The sequence below is a fragment of the Pseudomonas sp. ANT_J28 genome, from assembly GCF_008370005.1.
Lineage (GTDB): Bacteria > Pseudomonadota > Gammaproteobacteria > Pseudomonadales > Pseudomonadaceae > Aquipseudomonas > Aquipseudomonas frigoris.
On record NZ_VOBM01000034.1, the window covers coordinates 24032 to 46025 of the forward strand.

A 21994-nucleotide genomic window follows, 5' to 3' on the forward strand; every position below is an offset into this window, starting at 1 on the left:
CGTTTTAGCGCTTCAACACAAAGCCCCGGCTCTTGCGAGTCGGGGCTTTTTTTTGCCTGTGGGTTTTGCAGCGGTTGTGCTGGCCTCTTCGCGAGCAAGCCCGCTCCCACAGGGGTACGCATTCCAATGTGGGAGCTTGCTCGCGATGGCGGCCTGACAGGCGCCACAACAAAAAGCCCCGCACTTCTTTCGAAGGCGGGGCTTTTTGCAGCTTCAGGCGATCAGAACAAATCGATCGGCGCCGCTTCATCCGCAGGCAGTGGGCTGCCCGGCGCAGTGCCGTTGCCCAGCTCGTTGGCCGACGGTGGCGTGTCTTCGGCCTTGAACAGCTCGAAGTAGGCGCCTGGCGTGCTTGGGGTGGCTGCACGGCCGCTGACCGGGTCGACTCGCAGGCTGAGGATGCCTTCCGGCTCTGCCTGCGTATGGGGCGGCAGGCCTTTGAGTGCGGCGCCCATGTAACTCATCCAGATCGGCAGGGCGACGGTGCCGCCGAACTCCTTGCGACCCAGGCTTTCAGGCTGGTCGAAACCGGTCCAGACGGTGGTGACGTAATCAGCGTTGTAGCCAGAGAACCAGGCGTCCTTGGACTCGTTGGTGGTACCGGTCTTGCCTGCGATATCGCTGCGGCCCAAGGCCAGGGCGCGGCGGCCGGTGCCGAGTTTGATCACGTCCTCGAGCATGCTGTTGAGGATGAACGTGGTGCGACCATCGACGATGCGCTCGGCCACGGCCGGCGTTTGTGGCGCTGGCTGGGCGGTCAAGGCTTCGCCCGGAGTTGCGTTGACGGTGAAGGCGTTGGCCGCGACAGGGGCGGCGATGCCGTCGGTGGCGACGTTGCCTTTCGGGACGCTCGGCGGGTTGGCGACGAACAGCGTGTCGCCATTGCGGCTTTCGATCTTGTCGATGATGTAGGGGGTGATCTTGAAGCCGCCGTTGGCGAAGGTGCTCCAGCCGGTGGCGATCTCCATCGGCGTCAGGGTTGCGGTGCCCAGCGCCAACGACAGGTTGGGCGGCAGGTCCTGCTTGTTGAAGCCAAAGCGGGTGATGTAGTCGATGGTCCTGCCAACGCCCATGGCTTGCACCAACCGGATCGAAACCAGGTTACGCGACTTGTACAGGCCTTCACGCAAGCGGATCGGGCCGAGGAACGTGTTGGTGTCGTTCTTTGGGCGCCAGACCTTGTCCAGGTACTCGTCGACGAACACGATCGGTGCGTCGTTCACCAGGCTGGCGGCGGTATAGCCGTTATCCAGCGCGGCACTGTAGACGAATGGCTTGAAGCTCGATCCCGGCTGGCGCTTGGCCTGCATGGCGCGGTTGTAGTTGCTCTGTTCGAAGGCGAAGCCGCCGACCAGGGAGCGAATGGCGCCGTTTTGCGGATCGAGGGAAACCAGCGCGCCCTGAGCCTGGGGGATCTGGCTGAATTTCAGCGAGTTGTCCGGCTGGCGTTGCACACGAATCAGGTCGCCGACCTGGGCGACGTCCGAAGGCTGCTTCGGATTGGCGCCCATGCTGTTGGTGTTGAGGAATGGACGCGCCCATTTCATGCTGTCCCAGCCGACGTGTTCGTCACCGGTACGGGTCATCACTTGCAAGCCGGTCTTGTCGATCTGGGTGACGATGGCAGGTTCAAGGCCGCTGATGGTGCGCTGCTTGGTCAGCTCGGTTGTCCAGGCCTCGCGAGTCTTGCCCGGCAGGCGCGACTCCGGGCCGCGATAACCATGACGCTGGTCGTAGGTCATCAACCCTTCGTGAACCGCGGTGTTGGCCATTTCCTGCAAGTTGCTCGGCACCGTGGTGGTGACGCGGAAACCCTCGGTATAGGCGTCGCTGCCATAACGGCCGACCATTTCGGCGCGGGCCATTTCAGCGATGTACGGCGCATTCACTTCCGGGGTCGGCACGTGATAACTGGCGTTCAGCGGCTCGTTGATCGCGGTGGTGTAGTCGGCTTCGGTGATTTTGCCGAGCTTGTACATGCGCCCAAGGATCCAGTCGCGACGCTCCTTGCTGCGCGCCGGGTTGGCCAGCGGGTTGAAGCGCGAGGGGGCTTTTGGCAGGCCGGCGATCATCGCCATCTGCGCCAGGCTGACGTCACGAATCGACTTGCCGTAGTAAACCTGTGCGGCGGCCTCGATGCCGTAGGCGCGGTTGCCCAGATAGATCTTGTTGACGTACAGCTCAAGAATCTCGTCCTTGGTCAACTGCCGTTCAATCTGCAGCGCCAGGAGAATTTCGGTGGTTTTGCGCGAGAAGCTGCGTTCGCTGGTCAGGAAGAAGTTCTTCGCCACCTGCATGGTGATGGTGCTGCCGCCGGACTGAATATGTCCGCTTTTTACCAGCTGGGTGGCCGCGCGCATCAGGCTGCTGGGGTCGACACCATAGTGATTGGCGAAGTTGTCGTCTTCAGCACTTAGTAACGCATTAATGAAATTGGGGGGAATGTCGGCGAACCGGATCGGTGTGCGGCGCATTTCGCCAAATTCTGCGATCAGCTTGTTGTCGCTGCTGAAGACCCGCAAAGGAATCTGCAACTGGATGCTTCTCAGCGCCTCCACGGATGGCAAACCCGGACTAAGGTAGAGAAAGGCGCCGCTAAGACCGAGGAGCAGTCCGCAGAAAACGGCGACGATGGACCAACCGAAAAATTTCAGCAGACGAATCAAGGCTTTTGGACATCCAGGGCAAAGAATGAATTTGGCATCAGGGTTCAGATAAACAGGGAACGACCCGCGCTTGAAGTAAAAACCGGAAAAAAACGCTGGGCATTATAAGCATTTTTCCGTCGAGGGCGTCATTTGCGCTGCTGTCAAGACGGGTGGTTTGAACGCAACGGATATTACAGAGTCCGTAAGACACGGATAGTCATAGGGAATTGGTAGTGCTAGGACTCTTCAATAAAAAGGCCAATACGCTTCTGGGGATCGACATCAGCTCCACGTCGGTCAAGCTTCTGGAGCTAAGCCGCCAAGGCGACCGCTATCGGGTCGAGGCCTATGCGGTGGAACCTTTGCCCACCAACGCGGTGGTCGAGAAAAATATCGCCGAGCTCGAAGGCGTAGGGCAGGCCCTCGCGCGCGTGCTGCTCAAGGCCAGAACCAACCTCAAGAACGTCGCCGTGGCCGTGGCCGGTTCGGCGGTGATCACCAAGACCATCGAGATGGACGCCGGTCTTTCCGACGACGAAATGGAAAACCAGCTGAAAATCGAGGCCGATCAATACATCCCTTATCCATTGGACGAAGTGGCCATCGACTTTGAGGTACAGGGCGTTTCTGCGCGCAACCCCGAGCGAGTCAATGTGCTGCTGGCGGCCTGTCGCAAGGAAAACGTCGAGGTCCGGGAAGCGGCCCTGGCCCTGGCCGGCCTGACGGCGCGCGTGGTCGACGTCGAGGCCTATGCGCTGGAGCGTTCCTACGGATTGCTGACGAGCCAACTGGCGGCTTCTCAGGAGCGTCTGACGGTAGCGGTGGTCGATATCGGCGCCACCATGACCACCCTGAGCGTGCTGCACCAGGGGCGGATCATCTACACCCGCGAGCAATTGTTCGGTGGTCGTCAACTGACGGAGGAAATCCAGCGACGTTATGGTCTGACCCTTGAGCAGGCGGGGCTGGCGAAGAAACAGGGTGGTTTGCCGGACGATTACGTCAGCGAGGTGTTGCAGCCGTTTCGCGATGCGCTGGTGCAGCAGGTGTCGCGTTCGTTGCAGTTTTTCTTCGCCTCCGGTCAGTACAACTCGGTTGATCACATTCTGCTGGCCGGCGGTACCGCATCTGTCCCGGGGCTGGACCGGTTGATCGAACAGCGATTGGGTACGCCGACACAAGTGGCCAACCCATTCGCCGACATGGCCCTGGGCAGCAAGGTCAACGCCGGTGCCCTGGCCAGCGATGCGCCGGCACTGATGATCGCCTGCGGACTGGCCCTCAGGAGTTTCGACTGATGGCGCGGATCAATCTTTTACCTTGGCGCGAAGAGCAGCGTGAAGCGCGCCGCAAACGCTTTTTGCTGGCGCTGGTCGGTGTGATGGTGGGGGCCGTGGGCGCGGTGCTGATCGCGAACCAGGCCATCAATGGCGCTATCGATCGGCAAGTGGCTCGTAACGATTACATCGGCAAACAGATTGCCGTGGTCGACGAGCGGATTAAACAGATCAGTGATTTGAAAGCCCGTCGCCAGCAACTGGTCGAGCGCATGCGCATCATTCAGGACCTGCAAGGCAACCGGCCGATCAGCGGGCGTATTTTCGATCAATTGGCGCGGACGCTGCCTGACGGCGTGTATTTCACTGAGGTGAAAATGGCCGGCAAGTCCTTGTCCATCACCGGAGCGGCGGAGTCCAACAATCGTGTGTCAGACCTGATGCGCAATCTGGATGCGTCCGATTGGTTTGATGCGCCCAGCCTCACGGAAGTCAAAGCGACGACCGCCGGTCAGCTGGATCAGGCCAACGTCTTTCAGCTGACCGTTCGTCAGACTCAGCCCGCCGCTGCGGAGGGCGGCAAATGAGGCTGACTGAATGGTTCGAAGGCCTGCGCAAGATCGACATCAATGACCTTGACACCAATAACATGGGTTCCTGGCCGCCAGCCATCAAGGCACTGGCGGGTATCCTGCTGATGATCCTGGTGCTTTCACTGGGCTACAGTTTTTCCATCAGCGACCTTCAGAGCCATCTCGAACTCAAGCGCGAGGAAGAGTCGACCCTCAAGGAGCAATTCGCCAACAAAGCCCATATGGCGGCGAATCTGGAGTTGTATACGCAGCAGATGAAGGAAATGGAGAACTCCTTTGGCGTGCTGCTGCGGCAATTGCCCAGTGACACCGAAGTGCCCGGTCTGCTGGAGGACATCACTCGCACCGGCCTGGGCAGTGGCCTGGAGTTCGAAGAGATCAAACTGCTGCCGGAGAACACGCAGCAGTTCTACATCGAGTTGCCGATCCAGATCACCGTCACCGGTGCCTATCACGACCTTGCCACCTTCGTCAGCGGCGTCGCCGGGCTGCCAAGGATTGTCACCCTGCATGATTTCGACCTTGCGCCGGCCAACCCGGAAGGTGGCCCGAAATTGCGCATGAGCATCCTCGCCAAGACCTACCGCTACAACGACAAGGGGCTGCAAAAATGAGCCCGATTCGTTGTTTTTCGATGGTTGTGCTGGTCGCCAGCCTGGCCGGTTGCGGCAGCGACAATGACTTCAGCGACCTGGATGCGTACATGAACGAAATGCGTTTGCGTGCGCCCGGCAAGATTGAACCAACGCCGACATTTCGGTCTTACCCAACATTCACCTACAGCGCCGCCAACCTGCGAAGCCCGTTTTCCCGACAGATCAGAGTCGATCTGGCCGGCCAGAAACACGGCTCGCGCAACGTCAAACCTGACCCGAATCGGGTCAAGCAGTACCTCGAAGGTTTCAACATCGAGCAGTTTGAAATGGTCGGAACGATCGCCAATGCGACCGGCTCCTTTGCGCTGCTGCGCGGGGCGGGCGGGGTGCACCGGTTGAAAGTCGGCGATTACCTGGGGCGTAACGATGGGCGGATCGTCGCCATCAGCGGCTCGCAGGTCGATGTGGTCGAAATCGTTCCCGACGGCGAAGGCGCCTGGCTGGAGCGGCCGCGGACCATCCCTTTGAAAGAGCACTCATAGTGGAACTCGAATAATGAACAGGATTTTCTCAACCTTCGGTATTTCGCTATGGATAGCGTTGCTGTCGCCGATGGTACTAGCGGCCAACCTCAAAGCGCTGGATGTCGCCGCGCTGCCGGGGGACCGCGTCGAGTTGAAGTTGTCGTTCGATGGGCCGCCACCGCCGCCTCACGGTTACACCACGGAATCGCCTGCACGGATTGCGCTGGATCTGCCTGGCGTCGTCAGTCAGCTGAAAAGCAAAAATCGTGACCTGGGCGGCGGAAACGCCCGCAGCGCCACGGTGGTGCAGGCCAAGGACCGTACACGACTGATCATCAATCTGACCCAGTTGACTCCGTATAACGCACGGGTCGAAGGCAACACGCTATTCGTGGTGGTCGGGCAAGGCGCCAACAAAACGGCCTCCAGCCCAGCGCTCAAAACACCGCGGGCAGCGACTGCAACGCCGGCCGCGGCGAAAGCCTATGCGCCGGTAGGTAAGGCCATCCGGGGTGTGGATTTCCAGCGCGGCACTCAGGGCGAAGGCAATGTGGTCATCGATCTGTCGGATCCTTCCATCGCCCCGGACATTCAGGAGCGCGACGGCAAGATCATCCTCGGTTTCGCCAAGACCCAATTGCCTGAACCGTTGCGTGTACGTCTGGACGTCAAGGATTTCGCCACGCCGGTGCAGTTCGTCAACGCCAGCGCCACGGGCGATCGGGCCATGATCAGCATTGAGCCCAGCGGCGCCTTCGATTATTCGACTTACCAGACCGACAACAAGCTGACCGTCAGCATCCGGCCGATGACCGTCGATGACTTGCAGAAACGCAACACCGAACGTTTCGCCTACACCGGTGAAAAGCTCTCGCTGAATTTCCAGGACATCGATGTGCGTTCGGTGCTGCAACTGATCGCCGATTTCACCAATCTCAATCTGGTGGCCAGCGACACGGTGCAGGGCGGCATCACGCTGCGTTTGCAGAACGTGCCGTGGGATCAAGCGCTGGATCTGGTGTTGAAAACCAAGGGCCTGGACAAGCGCAAGATCGGCAACGTTCTGCTCGTGGCGCCGGCCGATGAAATCGCTGCCCGCGAGCGCCAGGAGCTTGAGTCGCAGAAGCAGATTGCTGACCTGGCGCCCCTGCGTCGCGAACTGTTGCAGGTCAACTACGCCAAAGCTGCCGATATCGCCAAGCTGTTCCAGTCGGTGACCAGTGCCGAGGCAAAAGCCGACGAGCGGGGCTCGATCACGGTGGATGAGCGGACCAACAACATCATTGCCTACCAGACCCAGGATCGCCTCGACGAACTGCGCCGTATCGTCGCGCAACTGGATATCCCGGTGCGTCAGGTGATGATCGAGGCGCGCATCGTCGAAGCCAACGTCGACTATGACAAAAGCCTCGGCGTGCGTTGGGGTGGTTCGTTGCAGAACAAGGGCAACTGGAACACCTCGGGCGTCAGCAATAATGGGGCTAATGCTTCGTCGACCATCGGTACGCCTGGCAGCACCAGCACCAACTCGCCATTCGTCGACCTGGGTACCGCCGCCAACACCTCGGGGCTCGGCATCGCCTTCATCACCGACAATGTGCTGCTGGATCTTGAGCTGACGGCGATGGAGAAGACCGGCAACGGCGAAATCGTCTCGCAGCCCAAGGTGGTCACCTCGGACAAGGAAACCGCGAAAATCCTCAAGGGCACGGAGATCCCCTATCAGGAAGCCAGCTCCAGCGGCGCTACCTCGGTGTCGTTCAAGGAGGCTTCGCTGTCTCTGGAGGTGACGCCGCAGATCACCCCGGACAACCGGATCATCATGGAGGTCAAGGTCACCAAGGACGAACCGGACTACCTGAACAAGGTGCAGGATGTACCGCCGATCAAGAAAAACGAGGTCAATGCCAAGGTCTTGGTCAACGACGGCGAGACCATCGTGATTGGCGGGGTTTTCTCAAATACTCAGAGCAAGGTTGTAGATAAGGTGCCATTTCTCGGTGATGTGCCGTATCTTGGCCGCCTTTTCCGGCGTGACGTGGTTTCGGAGAAAAAATCCGAGCTGCTGGTATTTCTCACTCCGCGTATCATGAATAACCAGGCGATTGCTGTGAGTCATTGATTCTGTGCGAAATTTGATTCTTGTTGGACCGATGGGGGCTGGAAAAAGCACCATCGGCCGGTTGCTGGCCAAAGAGCTGCGCCTGCCGTTCAAAGATTCCGATAAGGAAATTGAATTGCGCACGGGCGCCAATATCCCGTGGATTTTCGATAAGGAAGGCGAGCCGGGCTTTCGTGACCGCGAGCAGGCGATGATTGCCGAACTGTGTGGCTGCGATGGCGTGGTGTTGGCGACCGGCGGCGGCGCGGTGATGCGCGAGGCCAATCGCCGGGCGCTGCACGCCGGGGGGCGGGTGGTCTATCTGCATGCGTCTGTCGAGCAGCAGGTGGGCCGCACTTCCCGCGATCGCAATCGACCCCTGTTGCGTACTGCCGATCCGGCCAAGACCCTTCGGGATCTGCTGGCGATCCGCGATCCGCTTTATCGGGAAATCGCCGATCTGGTGGTGGAAACCGATGAGCGGCCGCCGCGAATGGTGGTGCTCGATATTCTCGAACGCTTGCAGCAGCTACCTCCCCGTTAAAGCGCAGCGCGAAATGCGCTATCCTCGGCGTCCTGTCATGGCCGCTCAAGGTTGTGGCGGATGGCTATCGAACGGCGTCACACCAGCAGACGCCGTGGACATTCGTTAACTCAAGGCAGGACGCCTGATTCCATCTTCACTGTGGGGACACATGCAGACACTCAAGGTCGATCTAGGCGAGCGCAGCTACCCGATTCATATTGGCGAAGGTTTGTTGGATCAGCCTGAGCTACTGGCCCCGCATATTCGCGGACGGCAAGTGGCGATCATCTCCAACGAGACCGTTGCGCCGCTCTATCTCGAGCGTCTGACCCGCAGCCTCGCACAGTTCTCGGTGGTTTCCGTGGTGCTGCGGGACGGCGAAGCCTTCAAGACCTGGGAAACCCTGCAGCTGATTTTCGATGGTCTGCTGACCGCACGGCACGACCGCCGTACCACGGTCATCGCCCTCGGTGGCGGTGTGATTGGTGACATGGCCGGTTTTGCTGCCGCCTGCTACCAGCGTGGTGTCGATTTCATTCAGATCCCGACCACGCTGCTGTCGCAAGTCGACTCCTCTGTGGGCGGCAAGACCGGGATCAACCATCCGCTGGGCAAGAACATGGTCGGTGCGTTCTATCAGCCGAACGTGGTGCTGATCGATACAGCCACCCTCAACACCCTGCCGGCCCGCGAACTGTCCGCCGGGCTTGCTGAAGTCATCAAATACGGGCTGATCTGCGACGAGCCGTTCCTGACCTGGCTTGAAGACAACGTCGATCGCCTGCGCGCCTTGGATCAGGTCGCCCTGACTTACGCCATCGAGCGCTCTTGCGCGGCCAAGGCTGCGGTGGTCGGTGCCGACGAACGGGAGACCGGAGTTCGGGCCACGCTCAACCTGGGTCACACCTTCGGCCATGCCATCGAAACCCACATGGGCTATGGTGTCTGGCTACATGGTGAGGCAGTCGCTGCTGGCACTGTAATGGCGTTGGAAATGTCCGCGCGCCTGGGCTGGATCAGCGAGCAAGAGCGCGATCGCGTCATTCGTCTGTTCCAGCGTGCCGGCCTGCCGGTCATTCCGCCTGAAGAGATGACTGAAGCCGATTTTCTCGAACACATGGCAATTGACAAGAAAGTGATCGACGGTCGTTTGCGCCTGGTGCTGCTGCGCCACATGGGCGAAGCGGTGGTGACCGACGATTATCCGAAAGAGGTTTTACAGGCCACGCTGGGAGCGGATTACCGCGCTCTGGCTCAGCTTAAAGGTTAATAAGATCCCGATGACTAGTTTGCACGCCGACGAGGCTTTCCTCGGCCATTACCAGTTGAGTCATGACCCTTTTTCTCCACGGGTGCCTGGCTTCAAATTCTTCCCGGCCCAGCGCAAACCGGTGCTGGGGCAACTGCATCACCTGGCACGCTACAGTCAGTTGCTGCTGGTCGTCACCGGCCCGCAAGGCAGTGGCAAGACGCTGTTGCGTCAGGCTCTGGTGGCCAGCACCAACAAGCAATCGGTGCAGAGCGTGGTGGTTTCCGCCCGTGGCGCCGGTGATGCGGCCGGCGTGCTGCGTCAGGTGGCTCAGGCGCTGAACGTTGCCCAGGCCGAGATCGGCGCGATTCTGGCTCAAGTGGTGCAACTTGCGCTGACGGGGCAGGAAGTCTATTTGCTGGTGGATGACGCCGAGCAACTCGACGAGTCCGCGCTGGAGGCCTTGCTGGCCCTGGCCGCCGGTGCACCGGAAGGTCGCCCGCATGTGTTCCTGTTCGGTGAGTCGTCGTTGATTGCTCAACTGGAGGCGCTCAGCCTCGAGGAAGAGCGTTTCCACGTCATCGAATTGCAGCCTTACACCGAAGAAGAAACCCGCGAATATCTGGACCAGCGTCTCGAAGGCGCCGGCCGGGGTATCGAACTTTTCACCGCGAATCAGATCTCTGATATTCATGAAAACTCCGACGGTTGGCCTGGCACCATCAACCAGGTTGCCCGCGATGCAATGATCGAAGCCATGATTGCCAGCCGCTCAGCGGTGAAGCGTCCAAGTATGGGGTTCAACATGCCGAAGAAACACGTATTGGCGATTTCCGCCGTTGTCGTGGTCGCGGTAGCTGCCGCCTGGTTGATGCCGGGTCGCAGCAAAGCACCGACCACTGGCGCACCTGCCAACGAACAGGCGCAACTGCCGCTCGGCCAGGGCACGCCACAACCAAACAGCGGCGGCGCGCCTGCCGTCGAATTCGCCGGTAACTCGCAGCCGATGCCGTTGCCGCTGGTCGGCAACTCACAGCCGGTCATGCGTGGTCCGTTGGCCGAAGCCGCCGGTGGCATCACCGAAGGCGATGACGGTGTGCCGGTCGGAGGTTCGAGCGCTACGCCGCCGACCGTGACCACCACCGCGCCTCCAGCAGGTCTGTCGGCCGGTCCTGCACCGACGCCAGCCACCAAGCCTGTACCTGCTCCGACTCAGGTAGCGACTGCCAAGCCAGCCCCGGTTGCGCCTGCCGTGAAGCCAGCGCCAGCGCCAGCCAAGCCCGCCGCCGCTGCTGCTGCCAAGCCTGCCGAGAAACCAGCCGCTGTGGCCAAAGCCGCTGGCGGCACCTGGTACGCAGGGCAAGCGCCGGGTAACTACGTGGTGCAGATTCTCGGCACCAGCTCCGAAGCGGCCGCGCAATCCTTCGTCAAGGAGCAGGGCGGCGAGTACCGTTATTTCAAGAAAGTCCTCAATGGCAAGCCGCTTTACGTCATCACTTACGGTAGCTTCGCCAACCGCGATGCAGCCGTTACCGCCATCAAGGCCTTGCCAGCGAAGGTTCAGGCTGGTAAACCTTGGCCTCGCACTGTCGCCAGCGTCCAACAGGAACTGGCAACAACTCGCTGAAGATTCGGCGGCCTTACCCAGGCCGCCTCTCCCGGCACCTCAAAATTTCTACAAGTGCATGCCGCCTCTACAGGCCGCGTGCCTTGTGGTGTCTGCGTCACAGTAGTCTTTGAGTCGTTGCGGTCAAAATTAAAAAAGTTTTGACTAGCACAGCATATCGCTTTAAACCTTTCACAAATGCGACATAGATTTGCGACATTTCGTCGTCAAATTTGTGAGCCTCTGTGTCGGTGTGTACAATGACCTCCCTTTTGCCCCCGCAAAGCTGGCGTACGTTCGGCGCGGATGGTAAGTGGTTGAATTGAAAAGAAATTTGCCTCGAAAAGAGGCAGCCTGGTGAGAAAGTGTCTATGAAAGCAGGTCTGTACCAACCAGATGAATTCAAGGATAACTGCGGTTTCGGCCTGATAGCCCATATGCAGGGCGAGCCCAGTCATACCCTTTTGCAAACGGCCATCGAAGCCCTGACCTGCATGACCCACCGCGGTGGGATCAACGCCGACGGCAAGACCGGTGACGGTTGCGGTCTGCTGATTCAAAAGCCGGATGTGTTCCTGCGAGCCATCGCCCAGGAAACCTTCGGCGTCGAACTGCCCAAGCAATATGCGGTGGGCATGGTCTTCTTCAACCAGGATCCGGTCAAAGCCGAAGCCGCTCGCGAGAACATGAACCGCGAGATCCTCGCTGCTGGCCTGACCCTCGTCGGCTGGCGCAAAGTGCCGATCGACACCAGCGTCCTCGGTCGCCTGGCCCTTGAGCGCCTGCCGCAGATCGAGCAAGTGTTCATCGCCGGTGATGGCCTGAGCGATCAGGACATGGCCGTCAAGCTGTTCACCTCCCGTCGTCGCTCGTCCGTGGCCAACGCCGCCGACGCCGATCACTACGTCTGCAGCTTTTCGCACAAGACCATCATTTATAAAGGCCTGATGATGCCGGCGGATTTGACCGCCTTCTATCCAGACCTCAGCGACCAGCGCCTGCAAACCTCGATTTGCGTGTTCCACCAGCGCTTCTCGACCAACACCCTGCCGAAATGGCCGCTGGCTCAGCCGTTCCGCTTCCTCGCCCACAACGGCGAGATCAACACCATCACCGGTAACCGCAACTGGGCCGTGGCCCGTCGCACCAAGTTCACCAACGATCTGATGGATCTGGAAGAACTCGGCCCGCTGGTCAACCGTGTCGGTTCTGACTCCTCCAGCATGGACAACATGCTCGAGTTGATGGTCACCGGTGGTATCGACCTGTTCCGTGGCGTGCGGATGATCATTCCGCCTGCGTGGCAGAACGTTGAAACCATGGACCCGGACCTGCGTGCGTTCTATGAATACAACTCGATGCACATGGAACCGTGGGACGGCCCGGCCGGCGTGGTAATGACCGACGGTCGCTACGCAGTGTGCCTGCTCGACCGTAACGGTCTGCGTCCGGCGCGTTGGGTCACCACCAAAAACGGCTTTATTACCCTGGCCTCGGAAATCGGTGTCTGGAACTACCAGCCTGAAGACGTGATTGCCAAGGGCCGCGTTGGCCCGGGTCAGATCTTCGCCGTGGACACCGAAACCGGCCAGATCCTCGATACCGACGCCATCGACAACCGCTTGAAGTCCCGTCATCCGTACAAGCAATGGCTGCGCAAGAATGCCCTGCGCATTCAGGCGACCATGGAAGACAACGACCACGGTTCGGCGTTCTACGACGTCGATCAGCTCAAGCAGTACATGAAGATGTACCAGGTCACTTTCGAAGAACGTGATCAGGTGCTGCGTCCGCTCGGCGAGCAAGGCTACGAAGCCGTTGGCTCGATGGGCGATGACACGCCGATGGCCGTGCTGTCCCAGCGCGTGCGCACGCCGTACGACTATTTCCGTCAGCAGTTCGCGCAGGTCACCAACCCGCCGATCGACCCGCTGCGTGAAGCCATCGTCATGTCGCTGGAGATCTGCCTCGGTGCCGAGCGCAACATTTTCCAGGAGTCGCCGGAACACGCTTCGCGCGTGATCCTCAGCTCGCCGGTCATTTCCCCGGCCAAGTGGCGCTCGCTGATGAACCTCGATCGTCCGGGCTTCGAGCGCGCGATCATCGACCTCAACTACGACGAAAGCGTCGGCCTCGAAGCGGCGATCCGCAACGTCGCCGATCAGGCTGAAGAAGCCGTGCGCTCCGGTCGTACCCAGGTCGTGCTGAGTGACCGTCACATTGCCCCGGGCAAGTTGCCGATCCACGCCTCCCTGGCCACCGGCGCGGTGCACCACCGCTTGACCGAAAAAGGCCTGCGTTGCGATTCCAACATCCTCGTGGAAACCGCCACCGCTCGCGACCCGCACCACTTTGCAGTGTTGATCGGTTTCGGCGCCTCGGCGGTCTATCCGTTCCTGGCCTACGAAGTGCTGGGCGATCTGATCCGCACCGGTGAAGTCCTGGGCGACCTCTACGAAGTGTTCAAGAACTACCGCAAAGGCATCACCAAAGGTCTGCTGAAGATCCTGTCGAAGATGGGTATCTCGACCATCACGTCTTACCGTGGTGCGCAGTTGTTTGAAGCCATTGGCCTGTCTGAAGAAGTCTGCGACCTGAGCTTCCGTGGCGTGCCAAGCCGCATCAAGGGCGCGCGTTTCGTCGACATCGAAGCCGAGCAGAAAGCCCTGGCCGCCGAAGCCTGGAGCCCGCGCAAGCCGATCCAGCAAGGTGGTTTGCTGAAATTCGTCCACGGCGGCGAATATCACGCCTACAACCCGGACGTGGTCAGCACCCTGCAAGCCGCTGTGCAGCAGGGCGACTACAGCAAGTTCAAGGAATACACGGCGCTGGTGGACAACCGTCCGGTGTCGATGATCCGTGACATGTTCAAGGTCAAAACCCTGGACACGCCGCTGGACATCAGCGAGATCGAACCGCTGGAGTCGGTGCTCAAGCGCTTTGACTCCGCGGGCATCTCCCTCGGCGCCTTGTCGCCGGAAGCTCACGAAGCCCTGGCCGAAGCCATGAACCGCCTCGGTGCGCGTTCCAACTCCGGCGAAGGCGGCGAAGACCCGGCGCGTTACGGCACCATCAAGAGCTCGAAAATCAAGCAAGTCGCGACTGGCCGTTTTGGTGTGACCCCGGAATATCTAGTCAACGCTGAAGTGCTGCAGATCAAAGTCGCTCAGGGCGCCAAGCCCGGCGAAGGTGGTCAGCTGCCAGGCGGCAAGGTCAACGGTCTGATCGCCAAACTGCGTTACGCAGTGCCGGGCGTGACCCTGATCTCACCTCCACCGCACCACGACATCTATTCGATCGAAGATTTGTCGCAGCTGATTTTTGACCTGAAACAAGTCAACCCGAAGGCTTTGGTCTCGGTGAAGCTGGTTGCAGAAGCGGGCGTCGGCACCATCGCCGCCGGTGTGGCCAAGGCCTACGCGGATTTGATCACCATCTCCGGCTACGACGGCGGCACCGGCGCATCGCCGCTGACCTCGATCAAATACGCGGGCGCGCCGTGGGAACTCGGCCTGGCCGAAACTCACCAGACCCTGCGCGGCAACGACTTGCGCGGCAAAGTGCGGGTACAAACCGACGGCGGCCTGAAAACCGGCCTCGACGTGATCAAGGCTGCCATCCTCGGCGCTGAAAGCTTCGGCTTCGGCACCGCGCCAATGATCGCGCTGGGCTGCAAGTACCTGCGTATCTGCCACCTGAACAACTGCGCCACCGGCGTCGCGACTCAGAACGAGAAGCTGCGCAAGGATCACTACATCGGCACCGTCGACATGGTGGTGAATTTCTTCACCTACGTCGCCGAAGAAACCCGTGAGTGGCTGGCCAAGCTGGGCGTACGCTCCCTCGAAGAGCTGATCGGTCGTACCGATCTGCTGGACATCCTCGAAGGCCAGACCGCCAAGCAGCAACACCTGGACCTGACGCCATTGCTGGGCAGCGATCACATCCCGGTAGACAAGCCTCAGTTCTGCCAGGTGGAGCGCAACCCGCCGTTCGACAAAGGTCTGCTGGCCGAGAAAATGGTCGACATGGCCACCTCGGCCATCAACGACATGAGCGGCGCCGATTTCGCCCTGGATATCTGCAACTGCGACCGTTCGATCGGCGCGCGGATCTCCGGTGAAATCGCTCGCAAACACGGCAACCAAGGCATGGCGAACGCGCCGATCACCTTCCGCTTCAAAGGGACGGCTGGTCAGAGCTTCGGCGTGTGGAACGCTGGCGGCCTGAACATGTACCTGGAAGGCGACGCCAACGACTACGTCGGCAAAGGCATGACCGGCGGCAAACTGGTCATCGTTCCGCCGAAGGGCAGCGTCTACAAGACTCAGGACAGCGCCATTATCGGCAACACCTGCCTGTACGGCGCCACTGGCGGCAAGCTGTTCGCCGCCGGTACCGCGGGCGAGCGTTTTGCGGTGCGTAACTCCGGTGCTCACACCGTAGTGGAAGGCACGGGCGATCACTGCTGCGAGTACATGACCGGTGGTTTCGTCTGCGTATTGGGCAAGACCGGTTACAACTTTGGCTCAGGCATGACCGGCGGTTTCGCCTACGTGCTCGACCAGGACAACACCTTCGTTGACCGGGTCAACCACGAACTGGTGGAAATCCAGCGGATCAGCGGTGAGGCGATGGAAGCCTATCGCAGCCACCTGCAACGCGTGCTGAACGAATACGTCGAGGAAACCGACAGCGAGTGGGGTCGTAACCTCGCTGAAAACCTCGATGACTATCTGCGTCGTTTCTGGCTGGTCAAGCCCAAGGCTGCCAACCTGAAATCGTTGCTTTCCAGCACCCGTGCCAACCCGCAGTGATATGCGCCTGAAGAGTTTGATGAGGTTTTAACAATGGCTGAACGTCTGAATAACGACTTCCAGTTCATCGATGTCGGGCGCAAGGATCCGAAGAAGAAACTGTTGCGTCAACGCAAGAAAGAGTTCGTGGAGATCTACGAACCCTTCAAACCCCAGCATTCGGCCGATCAGGCCCACCGCTGCCTGGGTTGCGGTAACCCGTATTGCGAATGGAAGTGCCCGGTGCACAACTTCATTCCGAACTGGCTGAAGCTGGTGGCCGAGGGCAACATCCTTCAGGCCGCCGAGCTGTCGCACCAGACCAACACCCTGCCGGAAGTGTGCGGCCGGGTGTGCCCGCAGGATCGTCTGTGCGAGGGTGCCTGCACCCTCAACGACGGCTTCGGCGCGGTGACCATCGGTTCGGTCGAGAAGTACATCACCGACACCGCGTTCGCCATGGGCTGGCGCCCGGACATGTCCAAGGTCATACCGACCGGCAAGCGTGTTGCGGTGATCGGCGCAGGCCCGGCAGGCCTGGGCTGTGCGGACGTGCTGGTACGCGGCGGCGTGACCCCGGTGGTGTTCGACAAGAACCCGGAAATCGGTGGTCTGCTGACCTTCGGCATCCCCGAGTTCAAGCTGGAAAAGACCGTGCTGAGCAATCGTCGCGAAGTCTTCACCGGCATGGGCATCGAGTTTCGTCTGAACACCGAAGTGGGCAAGGACGTGACCGTCGAGCAACTGCTCGAAGAATACGATGCCGTGTTCATGGGCATGGGCACCTACACCTACATGAAGGGCGGCTTTGCCGGTGAAGATTTGCCGGGTGTGCACGACGCGCTGGACTTCCTGATCGCCAACGTCAATCGCAACCTGGGCTTTGAAAAGTCGCCGGAAGATTTCGTCGACATGAAAGGCAAGAAGGTGGTGGTGCTGGGTGGCGGCGACACGGCGATGGACTGCAACCGTACGTCGATTCGCCAGGGCGCCAAGTCGGTGACCTGCGCTTATCGTCGTGACGAAGCGAACATGCCGGGCTCGCGCAAAGAAGTGAAGAACGCCAAGGAAGAAGGGGTGAAATTCCTCTACAACCGCCAGCCAATCGCGATCGTCGGCGAAGACCGCGTCGAAGGCGTGAAGGTGGTCGAGACCCGTCTCGGCGAACCGGACGCCCGTGGCCGTCGCAGCCCCGAGCCGATTCCGGGTTCCGAAGAGATCATCCCGGCTGATGCCGTGGTCATCGCGTTCGGTTTCCGTCCGAGCCCGGCGTCGTGGTTCGAACAGCACAGCATCCAGACCGACAGCCAGGGCCGCGTTGTGGCGCCGGAACAAGGTCAGTACAAGCACCAGACCAGCAACCCGAAAATCTTCGCCGGTGGCGACATGGTTCGCGGTTCTGACCTGGTGGTAACAGCGATCTTCGAAGGCCGCAACGCCGCCGAAGGGATCCTGGATTACCTGGGCGTCTAATCACTTTCCAGAACTGGAATGCGATCAAAATGTGGGAGCGGGCTTGCTCGCGAAGACGGTGTAACAGTCAATATTGATGTCGACTGACACACCGCATTCGCGAGCAAGCCCGCTCCCACATTGGTTTTTCGGTGTTGCAAAGACCGTGTTCCACCGCGACAAATTGACCCGATAGACAAAAGGCACGGCTCTTGCCGTGCCTTTTGCGTCACGCTCTGAGAAAATGCCCGCACTTTTTTTCCGGATGCCGACATGACTGCCCTGAAGAACGACCGTTTCCTTCGCGCCCTGCTCAAGCAACCCGTAGACGTCACGCCTGTCTGGATGATGCGTCAGGCCGGTCGCTACCTGCCGGAGTACCGCGCCAGCCGTGCCAAGGCCGGCGACTTCATGAGCCTGTGCATGAACCCGGAGTTCGCTTGCGAAGTCACGATGCAGCCGCTCGACCGCTACCCACAACTGGACGCGGCGATCCTGTTCTCCGACATCCTCACCATCCCCGATGCCATGGGCCAAGGCCTGTACTTCGAAACCGGTGAGGGTCCGCGCTTCAAGAAAGTCATCAGTACCCTGGCCGACATCGAAGCGCTGCCGATTCCTGATCCGCACAAAGACCTCGGCTACGTCATGGACGCGGTCAGCACCATCCGCCGCGAACTGAACGGCCGCGTGCCGCTGATCGGCTTCGCCGGCAGCCCATGGACCCTGGCCACCTACATGGTCGAAGGCGGCTCGTCGAAAGACTACCGCAAGACCAAAACCATGCTCTACGACAACCCGCAAGCCTTGCACCTGCTGCTGGACAAGCTCGCGCAGACGGTCACCAGCTACCTCAACGGCCAGATCATGGCCGGCGCACAAGCGGTGCAGATCTTCGATAGTTGGGGCGGCAGCCTTTCGGCGGCGGCGTACCAGGAATTCTCCCTGGCCTACATGCGCAAAATCGTCAGCGGCCTGATCCGCGAACATGAAGGCCGCAAAGTGCCGGTCATCCTGTTCACCAAGAACGGCGGCCTGTGGCTCGAAAGCATTGCCGACGCTGGCGCTGATGCATTGGGCCTGGACTGGACCTGCGACATCGGCAGCGCCCGTGATCGCGTCGGCAGCAAAGTCGCGCTGCAAGGCAACATGGACCCAACCGTGCTCTACGCCAAGCCAGAAGCCATTCGCACCGAAGTTGGCCGGATCCTCGCCAGCTACGGCAAAGGCAGCGGTCACGTGTTCAACCTGGGCCATGGCATCACCCCGGAAGTCGACCCGGAACACGCCGGCGCTTTCCTGCGTGCGGTGCATGAACTGTCGGCGCAGTACCACGAGTAATCGTCGCCCAATAAAAAACGCCCGGCTTGTGCCGGGCGTTTTTGTATGAGGTACCAGATCGTACACGGTCAATGTGGGAGCGGGCTTGCTCGCGAAAGCGGTTGATCATTCAACATCGATGCCGACTGACCCACCGCTTTCGCGAGACAGTCGAATCGTCGCACCGCCGCTCCCACAGGGTTGTGCGTCACGCCTTCACATTTTCCAGCGGTGGCAACTTCGCCAGTTTCAACGCCACCAGCAGCGCAATCACCAGCAACCCGCCAATGAACAACCCGATCCCGTTCCACCCCCCCATGTGCCAGAACACCCCGCCCGCTGTCCCGGCGATGCTCGAACCGGCGTAGTAGCTGAACAGATAAAGCGACGACGCCTGCCCCTTGGCTTTGATCGCACGACGCCCAATCCAGCTACTCGCCACCGAATGGGCGCCGAAAAAGCCGAAGGTGAAGATCAGCATGCCGATGATCACCACTGGCAGCGGCGTGAGCATGGTCAGGGCGAGGCCGGCGATCATCAGCACGATGGTTGCCCAGAGTACTTTGCGACGACCGAGCTGGTCGGCCAGGGCGCCGATTTTCGCTGAGCTGTAGATACCCGACAGATACACCACCGAGAGCAGCCCGACGAAGGCCTGATCCATGTGGTACGGCTCGGCCAGCAGGCGATAACCGATGTAGTTGAACAGCGTGACGAACGAGCCCATCAGCACGAAGGCTTCAAGGAACAGCAGCGGCAGACCGGCGTCGCGAAAGTGCATGGTGAAGCCATCGAGCAGGCTGCGCGGGTGCAATGAGCGGGCGCGGAAGTTACGGGACTCGGGGAGGATTTTCCAGAACACCGCCGCCGCGATCAGCGCCAGACCACCGATCACCAGCATCGCCGTGTGCCAGCTGACGAAGTCGATCAACACGCCAGTGATCAAGCGTCCGCACATCCCGCCAATCGCGTTGCCGCCAATGTACAAGCCCATGGCAAGGCCGATGTGCTGCGGGTGGATTTCTTCGCTCAGGTAAGTCATGGCGACTGCTGCCAGACCGCTCAACGACAACCCTATCAGCGCCCGCATGACCAATACGCCGTGCCAGCTCGGCATCATTGAACTGGCGATTGTGCAGAGCGCGGCGGCGAACAGCGCGGCGACCATCACCGGTTTGCGCCCGATGCGATCAGAGATCGGGCCGGTGATCAGCAGACCAATGGCGAGCATACCGGTGGCGACCGACAGGATCAGGCTGCTCTGGGCCGCGTTGATGGAGTACTCATGGGACAGCAGCGGCATCATCGGCTGCACGCAATAGAGCAGAGCGAAGGTCGCGAAGCCGCCGGAGAACAGCGCCAGCACCGTGCGCATGAACATCGGTGTGCCTTTTTCGATGTAGATCTCCTTTAGTTCGGCGACAACATCGTCCACCGCTGCGGGCGGAACTTCATGGGCAAGTGGAGCGACAGCAGTTTTCACTTCGGACCTCGGAGGACGCAGCCGGTCAGGCAATGAAAAAAGCATATAGCTGCCTAATGATTCAATCCAATATATTGTTCGACCTGATTGATAGGTTTAACGACCTAATGGAGTTTTCATGGAATTGCGTCACCTGCGCTACTTCATTGCTGTTGCCGAAGAACTGCACTTTGGCCGCGCCGCCCAGGTGCTGGGCATCTCGCAACCGCCGCTGAGTCAGCAGATTCAGGCGCTGGAGCAGGAGGTGGGCGCGCGGTTGTTCGAACGCACCAATCGACGGGTCGAGCTCAGTGAAGCCGGCCGGCTGTTTCTGGAAGAGGCGCGGTTGGTGCTGGCGCAGGTTGATAAAGCAGCGGATGTAGCCCGCCGTGCACAACTTGGTGAGCTGGGCGAGTTGAAGATCGGCTTCACCTCGTCGGCGCCATTCAACTCGACCATTCCCCAGGCGATTTTTTCGTTCCGCCAGCGATTCCCGGCGGTGCACCTGAACCTGCGGGAGATGAGCAGCACCCAGGTCGCCGATGCGTTGGTGGATGAGTCGATTGAAGTCGGGATCATGCGGCCGCTTGGGTTGCCGGACTCGCTCAGCGTGGTAGAACTGATGCGTGAGCCGCTGGTGGCGGTGCTCAGTTCCAAGCATCCATTAGTGACCGATAGTGAGGAAGGCTTGTTTCTGTCGTCCCTGGCCCTCGAGCCCTTCGTATTTTTCCCACGCAGTTATGGCAGTGGCCTGTACGCACAATTGCTCAGCCTGGCGCGGGATGCCGGTTTCAGTCCGCACTTCGCCCAAGAGGCTGGCGAGGCGATGACGATTATCGGGTTAGTGGCGGCGGGGTTGGGTGTATCCGTGCTGCCGGCGTCTTATCAGCGGATGCGAATCGAAGGGGTGGTCTATCGGCCTCTGCTCGATCCTGAGGCTGTGTCGGCGGTGTGGCTGGTGCAGCGCAAGGATCAGAAGTCGCCGATGGCCAAGGCGTTTGTGGAGTTGTTGACGCGTAAGGTTGAGCCGTTGAAGGCGTGACTGCTTCGCAGTCATTCGCGAGCAAGCCCGCTCCCACAGTGAATGGGTGGTGGAACAAAAAACGGTTCACACCGCAAATCCCTGTGGGAGCGGGCTTGCTCGCGAAAGCGTCCGAAAGTCCACCAAAAAAGGTGCAGTTGTCTATGCCATAGAGGACGCTTCGCTGAAAGGTGTAGGACATTTCCGGACTACCTTGAACAGGCCACAGCGCCTTGCGGCATTGCCTACAACTACTCCAGAATCCGCCGGCTTGTACGCTTTGGGGGCCATCGGTAACTTGATTCGCGTCACTGATTCCCAGTGATCGGGTTTAGTAGCCCGTGTTTACACGATGCGCATTTGCATGCCGGACAGTCAGGTAATTTCATGCCTGCACTTTGATGGTAGCTGTGCGTAGGGCGCTCTCGGGCGCGCCGGTTCGTGTTTCCCGGTCTACTAACCTGCGTACGGCTGCCACCCTTTTGATTAGTAGCGACTCGGTGGCTCCACTTTGTAGGTAGCCGAAACATGACGAATACAACAACAAACCCACCGGGCACCGATCCGGATGCCCCACGCCAACCAAGCAAAATCTTCCTCATCGCCCCCGATATCGACAACCAAACTTTGCTGGAATACGCCTGTGAATCGCTGGCATCAGCAAATGTCATGGCGAGCGATTTCGCGAGGTATCAGGAAGGATCGCAAAGCAACACACTGCTAGGGATTCAACAGTCGATCATGTTGGGAGAACTCGCAGTAAACCGAGTGTTGGATAACCTCGACCTGGCCTAGTGAAAACCTTGAAAATCAAAAGATCTTG

15 protein-coding genes are annotated in these 21994 nt (G+C 60.0%); 13 read left to right on the plus strand and 2 right to left on the minus strand.

Annotated features, from left to right (window positions below; translation table 11 throughout):
• Window positions 1-221: 221 nt before the first annotated feature.
• Complete coding sequence (locus FQ187_RS21665; protein ID WP_371925549.1) at window positions 222-2663, minus strand: penicillin-binding protein 1A; 2442 nt, start codon at window positions 2661-2663, stop codon at window positions 222-224.
• A gap of 218 nt (window positions 2664-2881) precedes the next feature.
• Between FQ187_RS21665 and FQ187_RS21670 the strand changes: the two genes are divergently transcribed.
• From FQ187_RS21670 to hemE, 11 genes are all read left to right on the plus strand, one after another.
• Window positions 2882-3946, plus strand: a complete 1065-nt coding sequence (locus FQ187_RS21670; RefSeq protein ID WP_149631031.1) for a pilus assembly protein PilM — start codon at window positions 2882-2884, stop codon at window positions 3944-3946.
• Complete coding sequence (locus tag FQ187_RS21675; protein WP_149631032.1) at window positions 3946-4512, plus strand: PilN domain-containing protein; 567 nt, start codon at window positions 3946-3948, stop codon at window positions 4510-4512. The genes FQ187_RS21670 and FQ187_RS21675 overlap by 1 nt, the downstream gene beginning before the upstream one ends.
• On the plus strand, window positions 4509-5132 hold the full coding sequence (gene pilO, locus FQ187_RS21680) for a type 4a pilus biogenesis protein PilO (protein ID WP_149631033.1): 624 nt from the start codon (window positions 4509-4511) through the stop codon (window positions 5130-5132). Before FQ187_RS21675 ends, pilO begins: the two co-directional genes overlap by 4 nt.
• On the plus strand, window positions 5129-5656 hold the full coding sequence (locus tag FQ187_RS21685) for a pilus assembly protein PilP (RefSeq protein ID WP_134101035.1): 528 nt from the start codon (window positions 5129-5131) through the stop codon (window positions 5654-5656). Before pilO ends, FQ187_RS21685 begins: the two co-directional genes overlap by 4 nt.
• Before the next feature lie 13 nt (window positions 5657-5669).
• The gene (gene pilQ / locus FQ187_RS21690) at window positions 5670-7760 is read left to right on the plus strand and encodes a type IV pilus secretin PilQ (protein WP_149631034.1); all 2091 of its coding nucleotides are present in this window, start codon (window positions 5670-5672) and stop codon (window positions 7758-7760) included.
• A 4-nt stretch (window positions 7761-7764) separates the two neighbouring features.
• Entirely contained in the window at window positions 7765-8283 is a 519-nt protein-coding gene (aroK, locus tag FQ187_RS21695; RefSeq protein ID WP_010464421.1) for a shikimate kinase AroK, read from the plus strand.
• A gap of 151 nt (window positions 8284-8434) precedes the next feature.
• The gene (aroB, locus tag FQ187_RS21700) at window positions 8435-9535 is read left to right on the plus strand and encodes a 3-dehydroquinate synthase (protein WP_149631035.1); all 1101 of its coding nucleotides are present in this window, start codon (window positions 8435-8437) and stop codon (window positions 9533-9535) included.
• Window positions 9536-9545: 10 nt separating this feature from the next.
• Window positions 9546-11141 (plus strand): SPOR domain-containing protein, encoded by a 1596-nt coding sequence (locus tag FQ187_RS21705; RefSeq protein ID WP_149631036.1) that lies wholly within the window; start codon window positions 9546-9548, stop codon window positions 11139-11141.
• Window positions 11142-11491: 350 nt separating this feature from the next.
• Entirely contained in the window at window positions 11492-15937 is a 4446-nt protein-coding gene (gene gltB / locus FQ187_RS21715; protein ID WP_149631037.1) for a glutamate synthase large subunit, read from the plus strand.
• A 33-nt stretch (window positions 15938-15970) separates the two neighbouring features.
• A complete protein-coding gene (locus FQ187_RS21720; RefSeq protein ID WP_008149580.1) occupies window positions 15971-17389 on the plus strand; it encodes an FAD-dependent oxidoreductase in 1419 nt (472 codons plus the stop codon).
• 252 nt (window positions 17390-17641) lie between these two features.
• Window positions 17642-18709, plus strand: a complete 1068-nt coding sequence (gene hemE / locus FQ187_RS21730) for a uroporphyrinogen decarboxylase (RefSeq protein WP_046045624.1) — start codon at window positions 17642-17644, stop codon at window positions 18707-18709.
• A gap of 187 nt (window positions 18710-18896) precedes the next feature.
• On the opposite strand, the gene FQ187_RS21735 is transcribed toward hemE, so the two are convergent.
• Window positions 18897-20171 (minus strand): MFS transporter, encoded by a 1275-nt coding sequence (locus FQ187_RS21735; RefSeq protein WP_149631039.1) that lies wholly within the window; start codon window positions 20169-20171, stop codon window positions 18897-18899.
• Window positions 20172-20289: 118 nt separating this feature from the next.
• Between FQ187_RS21735 and FQ187_RS21740 the strand changes: the two genes are divergently transcribed.
• Both FQ187_RS21740 and FQ187_RS21745 read left to right on the plus strand, forming a co-directional pair.
• A complete protein-coding gene (locus tag FQ187_RS21740; RefSeq protein WP_149631040.1) occupies window positions 20290-21192 on the plus strand; it encodes a LysR family transcriptional regulator in 903 nt (300 codons plus the stop codon).
• Between the two features lie 507 nt (window positions 21193-21699).
• On the plus strand, window positions 21700-21966 hold the full coding sequence (locus FQ187_RS21745; RefSeq protein WP_149631041.1) for a DUF6124 family protein: 267 nt from the start codon (window positions 21700-21702) through the stop codon (window positions 21964-21966).
• The last annotated feature ends 28 nt before the right edge of the window (window positions 21967-21994 follow it).